The organism is Tidjanibacter massiliensis, from assembly GCF_900104605.1.
Classification (GTDB): Bacteria; Bacteroidota; Bacteroidia; order Bacteroidales; family Rikenellaceae; genus Tidjanibacter; species Tidjanibacter inops.
Window position 1 is genome coordinate 1,100,950 of record NZ_LT629960.1, and the last position, 14,160, is coordinate 1,115,109.

The 14,160-nt window shown below is 60.2% G+C and carries 10 protein-coding genes; all 10 read right to left on the reverse strand.

The features are described from left to right. Positions 1 to 69 precede the first annotated feature (69 nt). Complete coding sequence (locus tag BQ5361_RS05765) at positions 70 to 3,780, reverse strand: phosphoribosylformylglycinamidine synthase (protein WP_035472568.1); 3,711 nt, start codon at positions 3,778 to 3,780, stop codon at positions 70 to 72. A gap of 42 nt (positions 3,781 to 3,822) precedes the next feature. Continuing rightward, positions 3,823 to 4,941 (reverse strand): 5-(carboxyamino)imidazole ribonucleotide synthase, encoded by a 1,119-nt coding sequence (locus BQ5361_RS05770; protein ID WP_022064387.1) that lies wholly within the window; start codon positions 4,939 to 4,941, stop codon positions 3,823 to 3,825. A gap of 22 nt (positions 4,942 to 4,963) precedes the next feature. Continuing rightward, on the reverse strand, positions 4,964 to 5,437 hold the full coding sequence (purE, locus tag BQ5361_RS05775; protein WP_022064388.1) for a 5-(carboxyamino)imidazole ribonucleotide mutase: 474 nt from the start codon (positions 5,435 to 5,437) through the stop codon (positions 4,964 to 4,966). A gap of 520 nt (positions 5,438 to 5,957) precedes the next feature. Then, complete coding sequence (locus BQ5361_RS05785) at positions 5,958 to 8,117, reverse strand: leucine-rich repeat domain-containing protein (protein ID WP_052131014.1); 2,160 nt, start codon at positions 8,115 to 8,117, stop codon at positions 5,958 to 5,960. Between the two features lie 179 nt (positions 8,118 to 8,296). Next, positions 8,297 to 9,382 carry an aspartate carbamoyltransferase gene (gene pyrB, locus BQ5361_RS05790; protein WP_022064390.1) on the reverse strand — a complete coding sequence of 362 codons (1,086 nt, stop codon included), beginning with the start codon at positions 9,380 to 9,382 and terminating at the stop codon, positions 8,297 to 8,299. A gap of 97 nt (positions 9,383 to 9,479) precedes the next feature. Next, complete coding sequence (gene pyrE, locus BQ5361_RS05795; protein WP_035472689.1) at positions 9,480 to 10,139, reverse strand: orotate phosphoribosyltransferase; 660 nt, start codon at positions 10,137 to 10,139, stop codon at positions 9,480 to 9,482. A 107-nt stretch (positions 10,140 to 10,246) separates the two neighbouring features. Further along, a complete protein-coding gene (pyrF, locus tag BQ5361_RS05800; RefSeq protein WP_035472570.1) occupies positions 10,247 to 10,948 on the reverse strand; it encodes an orotidine-5'-phosphate decarboxylase in 702 nt (233 codons plus the stop codon). 98 nt (positions 10,949 to 11,046) lie between these two features. Further along, complete coding sequence (locus BQ5361_RS05805; protein ID WP_272867018.1) at positions 11,047 to 11,985, reverse strand: dihydroorotate dehydrogenase; 939 nt, start codon at positions 11,983 to 11,985, stop codon at positions 11,047 to 11,049. Then, positions 11,982 to 12,731, reverse strand: a complete 750-nt coding sequence (locus tag BQ5361_RS05810; protein ID WP_035472572.1) for a dihydroorotate dehydrogenase electron transfer subunit — start codon at positions 12,729 to 12,731, stop codon at positions 11,982 to 11,984. The genes BQ5361_RS05805 and BQ5361_RS05810 overlap by 4 nt, the downstream gene beginning before the upstream one ends. 43 nt (positions 12,732 to 12,774) lie before the next feature. Beyond that, entirely contained in the window at positions 12,775 to 14,067 is a 1,293-nt protein-coding gene (locus BQ5361_RS05815; RefSeq protein WP_035472574.1) for a dihydroorotase, read from the reverse strand. Positions 14,068 to 14,160: the final 93 nt, after the last annotated feature.

Genomic DNA, 14,160 nt, shown 5'->3' on the forward strand with positions numbered 1-14,160 from the left:
GGGAATTATTTATCCGTTTTTTATGTATTGTCATTCGCCGCGCCTGCCGTCGACTGGCGCTTACCTGAATCATCTTTTCCTGAAATACCGCACGGCATTGCCGAAGATATCCTGCACTTTGTTGCCCGCTATGTTGCGGAACAGGTTGGGCTCGTAACGCTCCGTATGCCCCATCTTGCCAAGTATCTGCCCGTCGCGGCTCACGATGCCCTCGATGGCATAATAGGAACCGTTGGGATTGAACGGCGCCCTGCCCGTGGGCACCCCCTCGGCGTCGGCATACTGGAAAGCCACCTGTCCAGCCTCGAAAAGCTCCCGCGCCTGCCGCTCGTTTACCACGAACTTTCCTTCGCCGTGGCTCACGGCGATGGTGTGCAGGTCGCCCACCTCGAACCCGGCCAGCCACGGGGAGTTCGTCGAAGCTACCCGCGTGCATACCGTCTGCGAAATGTGGCGGTTCACGTCGTTGCGGAAAAGCGTCGGCGACTCGGGCGTCAGCCGGCCCAACCGGCCGTAGGGCAGCAGACCCGACTTGACGAGTGCCTGGAAGCCGTTGCAGATGCCGAGTATCAGGCCGCCGCGGTCGAGCAGCCGGTGTATCTCTTCCGCAACGCGGGCGTTGTTCAGCACGCTCACGATGAACTTGCCGCTGCCGTCGGGTTCGTCACCCGAAGAGAAGCCGCCGCTCAGCACGAAGATGTCGCAGGCGGCTATCCGGCCGCACATCTCGTCGATGGACTCCATCACATCGGCACCGGAGAGGTTGCGGAATACACTCGTCGTGACCTCCGCACCCGCCCGGCGGAACGCCTTGGCCGTATCGTAATCGCAGTTCGTCCCGGGAAACGAGGGCAGATAAGCAACCGGATGCCCCTTCGCAGGCCCCGGATACTCGAACCGAACGGGACGGGGCATACACTGCATGACGGTCGGTTCGGTCGTTCCCCGGTCGGGATAGACCGTGGCGAACTTCACCGTATTGGCCTCCAGCAAGCGGTCGATAGGCATCCGCTCTCCATTGACCGTCACCGTCTCTGCCGCCACGGTCCGGCCTAGCTCGACGGCTCCCGGCCAATCGAGCTCTCCGCGGCTCTCGACCACTATCGAACCGTAGCCGCAGCCGAAGAGCTCCTGTTCGTTTATTTTGATTTCGGCCCCTATCCGGTTACCGAACGACATTTTGGCAACGGCTTCCGCCACGCCTCCGAAACCGACGGCCCATCCGGAAACGATGTTGCCCGCCGCGATTTCCCGATGCACATATTCCCAGTTCTTCTTCAGGGCATCGGTATCGGGCATGAAATTGTGCAGCGGAAGGTGTTTCATAAGGTAAATACGATGGCCCGCCTCCTTGAACTCCGGGCTTATCACCCGCCCCGCATCGACCGTCGTGATACCGAACGCAATGAGCGTCGGCGGTACGTCGATATCCTTGAACGTCCCGCTCATGGAATCCTTGCCGCCGATGGAAGGGAGTCCGAGAGCCTCCTGCATCTTCAGCGCACCGAGCAGAGCCGCCAGCGGCTTACCCCACGTATGGGGGTCGTCGGTCATGCGTTCGAAATACTCCTGATACGAGAAACGCATCCGCTCGAAACGGGCGCCCGCCGCAACCGCTTTCGACACCGCCTCCACGACCGCATAGGCCGCACCGTGATAAGGGCTCCATTTGGAGATGAAAGGATTGAAACCGAAAGCCATGATGCTCGCCGTATCGGTGTACCCTTCCCCTACGGGAATCTTCTGCACCGACACCTGCGTCTCGGTCTGCTGCGTCCGGCCGCCGTAGGGCATCAGTACCGTCGAGGCGCCTATCGTGGAGTCGAACATCTCCACCATGCCCTTCTGCGACACGACATTGTCGTCCGACAGAAGCGCCCGCATCTTCTCCGCGATGCCCGTCCCCGCCACTTCGCGCAGGAACGGATTGCGACGTTCGACACCGGCCACGGCTGCCTTCGCGCGGTGCTCGGCTCCGGCACTGTCTATGAATTCGCGGGAGAGGTCTACGATGAGCTCTCCCTTATGATACATTCTCATCCGGCGGGTATCGGTCACATCCGCCACATGCGTCACCTCTACATTCTCCTCGGCACAGTAACGCTCGAACTCCTCCCGGGCCGCCTCCTCTATCACGACGGCCATACGCTCCTGCGACTCGCTGATGGCGAGTTCCGTGGCGTTCAGGCCGCTGTATTTGGTCGGCACACGGTCGAGATAGATGTCCAGCCCGTCGGTCAGCTCGCCGATGGCCACGCTGACACCCCCCGCACCGAAGTCGTTTGACTTCTTGATGAGGCGTGCCACCTCCGGCCGGCGGAACAGCCGCTGCAGCTTGCGCTCCTCCGGGGCATTGCCTTTCTGCACCTCGCTGCCGCACTCCTCGAGCGACTGCGCATTGTGCTCCTTCGAGGAACCCGTCGCCCCGCCTATGCCGTCGCGGCCGGTACGCCCGCCCAGCAGCAGCACGATGTCGCCCGGCACAGGACTCTCCCGGCGGACGTTATCCGCCTTTACCGCGCCCACGACCGCACCCACCTCCAGGCGCTTGGCCACGTAATCGGGATGGTATATCTCCCGTACATGCGTGGTAGCCAACCCTATCTGATTACCGTAGCTCGAATAGCCGGCCGCAGCCTTGGTACTGATGATACGCTGCGGAAGTTTGCCTTCGAGCGTCTCCCCCACAGGTTGGTATATGTTGCCCGCACCCGTCACACGCATCGCCTGGTAGACATACGCCCGGCCCGAAAGCGGGTCGCGGATGGCGCCGCCCAGGCAGGTGGAGGCACCGCCGAAAGGCTCTATTTCGGTCGGATGGTTGTGCGTTTCGTTCTTGAACTGAAGCAGCCACTTCTGCGGCTCTCCGTCCACATCGACGTTGATGAAAATGCTGCAGGCGTTATTTTCCTCACTCTCCTCCTGGTCGTCGAGCAGTCCTTTCTTCTTCAGGTAACGGGCGCCGATGGTCGCCATGTCCATCAGGCAGACCGGCTTGCCGGTACGCCCCAGCTCTTCACGCATGCGGCGGTAGAGGGCCAGAGACTCCTCCATCTCGCCCTTCATGAACGACTCGTCCACGGTAATCTCCTCCAGCACGGTCGTAAAGGTGGTATGGCGGCAATGGTCGCTCCAATAGGTATCCAATATCCGGAGCTCCGTTTCGGAAGGGTCTCGTCCTTCGCGGCGGAAATAGGCCACTACCTCACGCAGGTCGTCGGCATTCATTGCCAGACCGTTGGCCTTGCAGTAAGGGGCGAGTGCCGCCTCGCCCATCCGGGTAAAGCCCTCCAGCACGGGTACCGGCCTCACTTCGGCGTTCTCCGCCAGGCCGAGCACAGCGAGGTTCTTCTCGCGCGACTCCACGCCGTTGATATAGTATTTGCGGATACGCGACAGGTCGGCATCCGTCACGCCGTCGTCAAATATCAGCAGCCTCGCACTGCGTATCTTCACTTTGGCCTCGGGCTCCAGCAGCATGACGCACTCCTCGGCCGAAGAGGCCCGCTGGTCGAACTGCCCCGGCAGGTACTCCACAGCCAGGTATCTCTTCCCCGTCAGGTCGCACGTATCCGTCACGACATCCGTCACCACTTCGCCGAACACCCCGTAACGGCTCTTTTCAAGCAGTTCCGGCGTAAAGCCGAACAGGTCGTACACGTTCAGCAGACGCAGCTCCCCGAGCGACAGACCGAGATTGCCGTTCAGCTCTTCCCGAAGGCTCTGCGCCTCTACCCTGAATTCCGGTTTCTTCTCTACGTAAATACGATAACTCTCCATTATCTTGCGCTTTTCTCCGTTTCCATTTTCAAAATCCGGCGGCTACTCCACGAACCGCCCCCGCCAACGGGCATCGTACTCCCCGGCGGTCATCCCCACGAAGGTGATATGCCCCATCTTGCGTTTGGGCTTGCTGACGCTCTTGCCGTAAAGGTGGACATAGACGCCCTCCTCCGGCGACTGCGCCCCCTCTGCTCCGGTTTCGGCCGCCACGGCCTCCGCCGCGGCCAAATCCTCGCCGAGGATATTTTTCATGACCGTCGGCGCCACCAGGCGAGGTTCCTGCAAAGGCTCGCCCAGCAGATAGCGGCAGAGCTCGCGGAACTGGTTGGTCGTACACCCCTCGATGGTGTAATGACCGCTGTTATGGGGCCGCGGAGCCATCTCGTTGAAGTACAGCTCCCCGCCCTTCACGAAATACTCGATAGCCAGAATCCCCGTATAACCGCACCGGCGCATGAACGCCTCGCTCTGTTCGACGAGCCTGGCTCGCACGGCATCGTCCATGCGCGGGGCCGGCACGATGCACAGGTCGAGGATGCCGTCGCGGTGGATGTTCTGCCCTATCGGGAAACTCACGATTCGCTCGCCGTCGTTCACCATGACGATGCTCGCCTCGTAATCGAACGGCACGAACTCCTCCAGAATGGCCGGTACCCCCAGATAGGGTTCCGCCCGGGCGATATCCTCCGGAGTACGTATCACCGCCTGTCCGTGCCCGTCATATCCCAGCGTCCGCGTTTTGAAGACACACGGATAGCCTATCTCGAAAATCCCCTTCATCAGCGATTCGCGGTCGTGCACCTCGGCGAAACGGGGCACGCGCAGGCCGTTGTCGCGGGCATTGGTCTTCTCTCTTATCCGGTCCTGCGAATCGAACAGCGGCCGGTAGCCCTGCGGAATATTGTACCGTTCGGTCAGGGGAATGAGTATCTCCCCCGGAACGTTCTCGAATTCGTAGGTCACCGCATCGCTGCGGCGGCACAACTCCTCCAGCGCGGCGGCATCGTCGAAAGCGGCCACGATATGGTCGTCGCACACCCGAAAGGCCGGCGCATCCGCCGAAGGGTCGAGACACACCGTCCGTGCCCCGAGCACGGCGGCCTGCTCGGCTATCATCAGCCCCAACTGTCCACCGCCTATGATTCCTATGGTCTTCACCCTTTTCAAAACCGGTTCGTAGTTACTGCAGTTCCGTCATCAGCACCGTTTCGGTCTGACGGCGGCGGAAATCCTCCAGCGCCAGCGCCAGCGCCTCGTCGTGCAGGGCAAGAATGCTCACCGCCACGAGGGCGGCGTTCTTCGCGCCGTTGATGGCAACGGTCGCCACCGGCACGCCGGCAGGCATCTGCACAATGGAGAGCAGGGAATCGAGCCCGTTCAACGCCTTCGATTTCACCGGCACTCCCACTACCGGGAGCGTCGTCATCGAAGCGACCATGCCGGGCAGGTGCGCCGCGCCTCCGGCACCGGCGATGATGACCTCTATGCCGCGGGATTTGGCCGTCTTGGCATACTCGGCCAGCAGGTCGGGCGTGCGATGCGCCGACACAATCCGCTTTTCATACGCTACGCCGAACGTTTCGAGCGTCTCGGCGGCCGCCGACATCACCTCCCAGTCGCTCACCGACCCCATGATGACTCCTACCTTTACCATATTTCTTTCATTCTAAAATAATCCGCTCTAACGACAAACCGCTACAACACGACCATGTCATAGCGGCTTATTCCACCCCGGGGTCTGCGGCCATTCTCCGCAAGGGTTCCGTCACCCTCTCCGCCCCCGCATCCGAACTTTCCGGCCGGAAAAAACAGAGACACGACCCTTGTCGTACAAATACCAAAAGAGTCTTTACGGGCATAAATAAAATCACCGGAACCTTTGCGGCCGCCCCCGCGGCCAAACCATTCGTTCTTTAAAGGCGTAAAGATAATATATATTTACGGAAAATACAATGCCGCGCCCTTTTTTCGCGTCGTAACCTCCCGCAGCGGACCGCCGGAGCCGTTGCCGCACCGCCCGAATCGGCATCATGGCATCGGAACGGCCCCGTGCAGTACGGACAGAAGGCGGCACGCCTTCCCCATACATGCGTTACGGCAGGGGAAAATTCCCCTGCCGTAACGCAACCACCGCTTTCCTTAGCCGCCGACGCACGGGCTGCCGGCGGCGACGGTCACTTCCAGATGACGTTCACATACGAATCGCAGACAAGGCCGGAGGCATCCAGGTCCGGGTTGTTCCGCAGGTCGAGCGTCGTAATGTTGTTCTTCCCGCAGTCGAGGTACTCGAGATAGGTATTGTGCGATACGTCCAGCGAGACGAGCGCATTGGTATTGCAGACGAGCGTCGTAAGCCGCACCGCATCGCTCAGGTCGAGCGACGGAAGGCGGTTCTGGCTGCAGTTCAGGAAGTCGAGAACGGCAAGGCCGTCGGTCCGGAGCTCTGCAAGTTCATTGCCGTAGCACATCAGCGATTCGAGTGCCGTACAGCCCGAAACGTCCAGCAAGGTCAATGCGTTCTGTTCGCAGCGCACGGAGACCAGGAGAGGATTGTCCGAAAGGTCGAGCTCCGCAATACGGTTCTTGGCACAATCCACGCGTTCGAGTTTTTTACACCGACTCAGGTCGAGTGCGGCGATGGTCTCGTTGTACCCGCAGTCGAGGTCGCGCAGCTCCGTCGCACGGGAAACATCGAGCGACGCCAGGCTGTTGAAACGGCAGGAGAGGTCGGTCAGAGCGGTACAGTTCGATATTTCGAGAAGGGTCAGGCCGTTGTCGCTACAGTACAGGTCGGTCAGTTTCGGATTGGCCGACAGGTCGAGCGAGGTCAGCTTGCAATTCGCACAATAGAGTTTCGTCAGCTCCGGATTATCGCCGAGGTCGAGCGCAGTCAGGGGATTGCTCATACACGACAGCTCCTCCAACCGGCCGTTCGCCCCGAGGTCGAGGCTCCGCAGCATGTTGTCGTCGCAGTCGAGGTCTCTCAAGGCTGGGAGGCCTGAGACATCCAGGTCGGTCAGCAGATTGCCGGAACAGTCGAGCATCTCCAACATCTCCAGTTCCCCGTCTCCCAAGACGAGGGCGGTCAGTCTATTGCCGCTGCACTCCACATTGAACAGTTTCGGATTGCCGCTGATGTCAAGCTCCGTTATCTGGTTGTCCCGACAGCGGATAACGGCCAGATTCGGGAAATTTTCGATGCCCTTCAACGAAGTGATGTTCCGGCCGGACAAATCGTCCATATAGGAGACATCGACCGCCTCGCGCCGGGAGACCTTACCGTCGCCGTTCTTATCGAATTTGGCGACGAGATACGCGGCGAAAACCGCATCCGGCACCTCGAAGAACTCGTCGGCCTCATAGGTGGTGAACATCTCCTCCGCCCCATAATAGAGGCGCTCTCCGTCCACTGCGTGCGGAAGCACCACGTAAGGACGAATGTAGTAGTCGGTGGCCGGCTGCAACCCTTCAATCCGCACCTCCAGGGTCCCTTCGACCGAACCGTCGTCGGTCATCGCGTCATCCACCGTAGGCTCCGGCTCCGTCGCCCAGCACAGCCCGCGGCGAACGATATGCTCCTCGTACACTCCGTAAATGACATCCGCATAGGTATCCTCTTTCCCGATGGGCATGATAATCTGCATGTCGGGCACGTAAACGCCCTCCGTACGGAAATCCGCTTCGCCGTCGGAAAAATAGGTATAGCCGTCGTCCGTCCGGACGAACCCCCTGAGATAATAGTGCGTCGACTCACTGAGGCCGGTCACGGTCGCCCGGTAAAGGTCGTTCCCGGCATCGTACGTACAAAGCCGGAACTCCCCGTTTTCGGTGCTGGGCGAACCGTCGGTATTCCAGCACACGCCGACCTCCTTGATGCGGGGGCCCCATGCCCTGCACACCACCTCAACGGACTGGTCGTACACCGTGAGACCCTCGACCGTTACTTTGGGCCGCTCGCGGTCGGTCGTAAACTGCACCTCGCCGCCGAACGTCGTCTTACCGTTCCCGCCGCGCGCATAGCTACGTGCGTAATATTCGGTCTGGGGAGCAAGCCCGTCAATTTCGACCGCCATCCCCGGACCGGACAGGGCAATGGTCTGTTCGGTTCCCGGCGCAGGGTGTTCCGCCCAGCAGATGCCGACCTCGGCCTCTGTCGTTTCATCATAATATCCCACCTCGACATAGGCCATCACATCGGTCACGGCCACCACCCTTATCTCCGGCGGCGTCACGGTACTTCCCCCGTCCCCGCCGAACAGCTCGCCTATCTTCTCGCATGCGGTCAGCAGCAACGGCAGCAGAAACAGCGGCATTACGCTTTTCATCTTCTTCATACGCTTCGTCTTTTTACACGATTCCGTGCCGCAAAATTATCGTTTTCTTCCCCGTCGGTCAATATTATTATAAAAAATCGGACGGCAACGGGAAAAATGCACGGCCACCGGCAGACGAAAGCCGTCCGGGAAACGCACGTTTCCCGGACGGCCGAATCGTATCGCAAAGAACCGAAAGGTTACTTTCTGACAAGTGTTTCGCAGTAAGCGCAACGGTATGCACCCTCTTCGCCCTCGACGGGACGCATGAGCTGGGGCACGTTCTCCGAGTTGCAGATGCAGCGCTTATTGGGGCACTTCACACCTGCGGGATTCTCCTCCACGCCGACCAGCTGCGGATTCTCCATGCGTTTGTTCTCCCACTCGAACAGTTTGCAGATAAGGGCCATACGCATGAACTTACCGTTCTCTACCTCACGGAAATAAGCCGCACGCGGGTCCTTATCCACCTCCACGGCGATTTCGTTCACGCGGGGCAGCGGGTGCAGTACGGCCATGTTCTTCTTGGCGAGCTTCATCTTCTCCGCATCGAGGATATAGGTATCCTTCAGCGCCTCGTACACGGCCGGGTCGTCGAAACGCTCCCGCTGCACGCGCGTCATGTAGAGGATGTCGAGCTCCGGCATCACGCTCTCCATATCCCGCACCTCGGTGTAGGGAATACCCGCCTCGCGCAGCTCCTCGAGCACGTGCTCCGGCATCCTCAGCTCGTCGGGCGAAATCATCACGAAACGGATGTTGTCGTAACGCATCATCGCCTTGGTGAGCGAATGTACCGTACGGCCGAATTTCAGGTCGCCGCACATACCGATGACGAGGTTGTCCAGCCGGCGCATTTCGCGCTTGATGGTGAGCAGGTCGGCAAGCGTCTGCGTCGGATGGCAGTGCGAACCGTCGCCGCCGTTGATAATCGGTATGTCGGTCACGCGCGACGCCACGAGCGGAGCGCCGTCTTTGGGGTGACGCATGGCGATGATGTCGGCGAATTTATTGATGGTCATTATGGTGTCGGCAAGCGACTCGCCTTTCGTTACCGAAGAGGTGCTTGCATCCGAGAATCCGAGAACATTACCGCCGAGTTCGAGCATCGCGGCCTCGAAGCTGAGGCGGGTGCGCGTACTGGGTTCGTAGAAGAGAGTGGCCAGCGTCTTGTTCTTGCATCTTTCAGTGTAAGCCGGACGGTCTGCGATGATGTCGAGCGCGAGATCAATAATCTCCTGCAGTTCCTGCATGCTCAGGTCGGTGATGTCGATAAGGTGATGCATAATAAACCTGTTTTATAAATTATGGTAACTGATGTTCTTCTTTCCATTCCGCCTGTGCGCCGGCGGCCTGCGGCGGCACCTTGCCGCACCGAAAGGACTACCGAATCGTCCCAATCCACGACTCGTCGCGCGGATTCGCACGGAAGGCCATCAGGCGTTCGATATCTTCCGGACGTATATATCCCTGCTCGGCAGCTACCTCGACAAGGGTATCGAAGTTCGAGAGGCTGTGGTTACGCACCTCCGCTTCGCGCAGATGGTCGAGACCGGTCTGCATGCCGTACGTGAATATGCTCGCTATGCCCAGCACTTCGGCTCCCGCTTCGCGGAGCGCCTTCACCACCTCGATGCAACTGTCGCCCGTAGAGATAAGGTCTTCTATAACAACCGCTTTCTGTCCTCTCTCCAGCCGGCCTTCGATGCGGTTCGTCCGGCCATGGTCCTTGGCGCTGCTGCGCACGTACCCCATCGGCAGGTCGAGCAGGGTGGCCGTAATGGCCGCATGGGCAATGCCGGCGGTACTCGTTCCCATCAACACTTCGCATTCGGGATAGAGTTCCTTCACCACACGGGCAAGGCCCGCCTCGATGTGGTCGCGCACCCGCGGTGCAGTCAGTGTCAGGCGGTTGTCGCAGTAAATCGGACTCTTTATCCCGCTCGCCCACGTAAAGGGCTCCCCGGGCCTGAGGAATACCGCCCCTATCGAAAGAAGGTCCTTCGCAATCTGTCTTTCGAGTTCTTTCAGTTCACCGGCCATGCCGCAGCAGCACCCGGCAGCATCAGCGGGTTTCCGGTCCATTTCCAAAGCCAAATCCATTTTTATGTCGGTTTAATTATTTAAAGTCAGGGTTATCTTCCGGCTGCCTACTGCATCATGAACTCCTTCACGCACCGGCGGTATGCCCCCACCGGGTCGGCAGCCTCCGTGATGGGACGCCCCACCACGATGTAGTCGGTGCCTATCTCCGCCGCACGGGCCGGGGTGGTCACCCGTACCTGGTCCCCCTTCGCACCGTCGGCAAAACGGACACCGGGCGTTACGGTCACAAAATCCGTCCCGCACGCCTCCTTCACCATGCCGGCTTCGAGCGGCGAGCAGACCACGCCGTCGAGCCCCGCCTCCTTCGTATTGCGGGCATACTGCACGATGGTATCGTTTATCGGAGCCTGGATAAGCAGCTCGCGCTGCATGCGCTCCTCGCTGGTGGAGGTGAGCTGCGTCACGGCGATGAGCAGCGGCCGCGTACCGTCCGGACGGGTAAGTCCCTCCAGCGCGGCACGCATCATCTCTATCGTACCGGCAGCATGCACGTTGGTCATGTCCACGTCCAGCCGTGCGAGCACCGACATCGCCTTCTTCACCGTATTGGGAATATCGTGCAGCTTGAGGTCGAGGAATATCCTGTGACCGCGCCGCTTTATCTCCTTCACTATCGAGGGGCCCTCCGCATAGAAGAGCTCCATGCCTATCTTCAGAAAAGGTTTCTCCTGGGTGAACAGGTCGAGAAACCGGAAAGTCTCTTTCGCGCCCGGAAAGTCGCACGCGATAATCACGTCTTTTGCCATTGTATTTATCTGTACTTTACTCAAAATTATCATCCGTTCCACTGCCGGGGACTCCCCCGTCGGCTCCCGCCTCCGGCAGCCGTTTCCCGCACACGCTGTCAGGCCACCCCGATGATGTCCCGCAGGCGGGCGATTCCCAACCGCTCCATCTCGGCCGGAAGCGCCTCGATGATTTCCTTGCAGGCATACGGATTGCGCAGATTCTCGGCTCCCACCTGCACCGCCGTGGCTCCGGCCATCATCATCTCGATGACGTCGCGGGCCGTCGCCACCCCGCCGCACCCCATGACCGGAATCCGGCACGCTTTGGCCACCTGATAAACCATGCGCAGCGCTACCGGGAAGATGGCCGGCCCCGAAAAACCGCCCATGGTATTGGCGATGACGGGCCTGCGCGTACGCAGGTCGATACGCATGCCCAGCAGCGTATTGATGAGCGTCAGCCCGTCCGCTCCACCCTCCTCGCACGCCTTGGCGATGGACACGATATCGGTCACGTTGGGACTCAGTTTCATATATACGGGCTTTGTCGTGACGGCCTTCACGGCCCTGGTCACTTCATAGGCGCTTTCGGGTACCGTGCCGAAACTCATCCCGCCGTGCTTTACGTTCGGGCAACTGATGTTCACCTCAATGATACCCACCTGCTCCTGCGCATCGATTTTCTCGCAGCAGTAGGCGTAATCCTCCACCGAAAACCCGCTGATATTGGCCACCACCGGTTTGTGGAATATCTTCGCGATATGCGGCAGCTCCTCCGCTATCACAGTCTCGACGCCGGGATTCTGAAGCCCGACGGCATTTATCATTCCCTCGCGGCACTCCGCGATGCGGGGCGTCGGATTCCCGAAACGCGCCTCCCGCGTCGTCCCCTTGAAAGAGAACGAACCGAGTATGTCCAGGTCGTAAAACTCGGCGAATTCCGCACCGAAACCGAACGTGCCGCTCGCGGGTATCACCGGATTGTCGAGCCGGAGTCCGCTGAGCTCCACCGACATATCCGGGCGGCACGCCGTATCCATTCCTTCCATCTTCATCGTTCCTCCCATATGATTTCGTCCGTCGTCAGCACCGGGCCCTCCTTGCAGATACGCTTGTTGCCGTTACGCGTATGGCAGGTGCATCCCATGCAGCCGCCGAAACCGCATCCCATCCGCTCCTCGAAGCTGAACTGCCCCGGCACCCGAATGGCCCCCGACAGCGCACGGAGCATCGGCATGGGGCCGCAGGCATACACGTAATCATAATCCGTACATCCGTCCGCAAGCACATCGGTGACGAAGCCTCGCATGCCGCGCGAACCGTCCGCCGTAGCGACCGTCACATCGACGCCGAGCGCCTCGAACTCCTCGGCATAGAAGACTTCCGAAGCCGTATTGAAACCGAGCACCACCGACACCCGACGTCCTTCGGCCAACAGCCTCTTGGCCAGGTTGTAGAGCGGAGGCACCCCCACGCCGCCGCCCACCAGCAGCGGCCGTTCGGTTTTCACGGCGGTCGAGAAACCGTTTCCCAGTCCGGTCAGCATATCGAGCTCCCCGCCCGCCGCCATACCGGCCATCTGCGCGGTACCTTCGCCGATTACCTTATAAATAAGCGTTATCGTATGCCCGTCGTAATCGCACACCGAAATGGGTCTGCGGAGAAACCGGCCCGGCAGCTCGATGTTCACGAACTGCCCCGGCGCCGTCAGGTACTGCGTATCGCCCTCTACCACCATCCGGTAAACCGTCTCCGTCAGCGGCTCGTTTGAACGTATCCTGTATGTCGCACGTTTATACATCGTCTTTCCCTTCTGAAATAAATCCGTTCTTTACGCCGCCCAATCATGCGCCGACAATGCCGCAGCCGCCCAAGGATGCGTCGCGGTAAACCTCGCGCCCGTCCACGAGCGTCATCACGTTCCGGCCCTGCACTTCCCAGCCCTCGAACGGCGTCGCATGTCCCTTGGAAAGGAAATCGGCGCTCTCTATCCGGTACCGCGCCCCGAGGTCGAAGACGGCAATGTCGGCCGGAGCGCCCGGAGCGATTGTCCCGCCCAGGCCGAACAGCCTGCCAGGGCCGACGCTCATCAGCTCCACAAGTCTTTCGAGCGACAGAACATCTTCCAGCACGAGACGCGTGTAGAGCACCGGGAAAGCGGTCTCCAGCCCTACGATACCGAATGCGCTGCCCGCAAGCCCCTTGGCCTTCTCGGCCTCGGAATGGGGCGCATGGTCGGTGGCAACGACCTCTATGGTACCGTCCTGTATTCCGCGGACAAGTGCGGCTCGGTCTTCGGCGCTCCGGATGGGCGGATTCATCTTGAAGCGCCCCTCCTCCCGCAAGTCCATGTCGGTCAGCACGAGATAGTGCGGAGCCGTCTCACAGCTCACCGGAAGCCCTTCCGCCTTGGCCCTGCGGACGAGTTCCACGCTCTCCCTGGTAGAGACATGGCAGACATGGTAGCGGCACCCCGTACGGCGAACGAGCTCGATGTCGCGCTCTACCTGCTTCCACTCGCTTTCGGAGCATATTCCCCGATGGCCGTGCAAGCGGGCATATTCACCGTCGTGTATATATCCTCCGTGCAGCAGGGAATTCACCTCGCAGTGGGCCACTATCGGTTTGCCCAGCCGGGCTGCCTCCCGCATCGCCGCCTCCATGACAGCATCTTCCTGCACACCGCGTCCGTCGTCCGAAAAGCCGACCACCTCATCGCGCATGGCCGCCATATCCGACAATTCCCCGCCGCCGTTCTGCCGCATGGTGATGGTACCGTAAGGAACGACCTTCACGACCGCCCCCTGTCGTATCATTTCAAGCTGCACCCCCAGATGCTCCGCCGTATCGGGCGCCGGATTGAGGTTGGGCATCGTGCAGACCGTCGTATAGCCGCCCCGGGCCGCCGCACTGCTTCCCGTAGCGATGGTCTCCTTGTATGAGAAACCCGGCTCGCGGAAATGAACATGCACATCCACCAATCCGGGCAGCAAGTGCTTGCCGGAGACATCCACCGTCTCGGCCTGCGAAACGGACAGGTCGCCCACTCCGGCCACGACGCCGTCCTCCACCAAGACATCGGCACGGACAAACGCTCCGCCGGTATACACTTTTCCCCCTTTGAGCAGCTTTTTCATCCAGATATGTTTTTAAAAGAAATCTCCAAACGCAAGAGCGACCGGAACGCCTACCCAAAAAAAAGGCAGCTTGATTAGCTGCCTAAAAATTAT

Excerpts from the sequence above, each read along its gene's own strand:
- BQ5361_RS05765 (WP_035472568.1), bottom strand. The coding sequence starts at position 3,780 with ATGGAGAGTTATCGTATTTACGTAGAGAAGAAACCGGAATTCAGGGTA.
- purE (WP_022064388.1), bottom strand. The coding sequence starts at position 5,437 with ATGGTAAAGGTAGGAGTCATCATGGGGTCGGTGAGCGACTGGGAGGTG.
- BQ5361_RS05785 (WP_052131014.1), bottom strand. The coding sequence starts at position 8,117 with ATGAAGAAGATGAAAAGCGTAATGCCGCTGTTTCTGCTGCCGTTGCTG.
- pyrB (WP_022064390.1), bottom strand. The coding sequence starts at position 9,382 with ATGCATCACCTTATCGACATCACCGACCTGAGCATGCAGGAACTGCAG.
- pyrE (WP_035472689.1), bottom strand. The coding sequence starts at position 10,139 with ATGGCCGGTGAACTGAAAGAACTCGAAAGACAGATTGCGAAGGACCTT.
- pyrF (WP_035472570.1), bottom strand. The coding sequence starts at position 10,948 with ATGGCAAAAGACGTGATTATCGCGTGCGACTTTCCGGGCGCGAAAGAG.
- BQ5361_RS05805 (WP_272867018.1), bottom strand. The coding sequence starts at position 11,985 with ATGAAGATGGAAGGAATGGATACGGCGTGCCGCCCGGATATGTCGGTG.
- BQ5361_RS05810 (WP_035472572.1), bottom strand. The coding sequence starts at position 12,731 with ATGTATAAACGTGCGACATACAGGATACGTTCAAACGAGCCGCTGACG.
- BQ5361_RS05815 (WP_035472574.1), bottom strand. The coding sequence starts at position 14,067 with ATGAAAAAGCTGCTCAAAGGGGGAAAAGTGTATACCGGCGGAGCGTTT.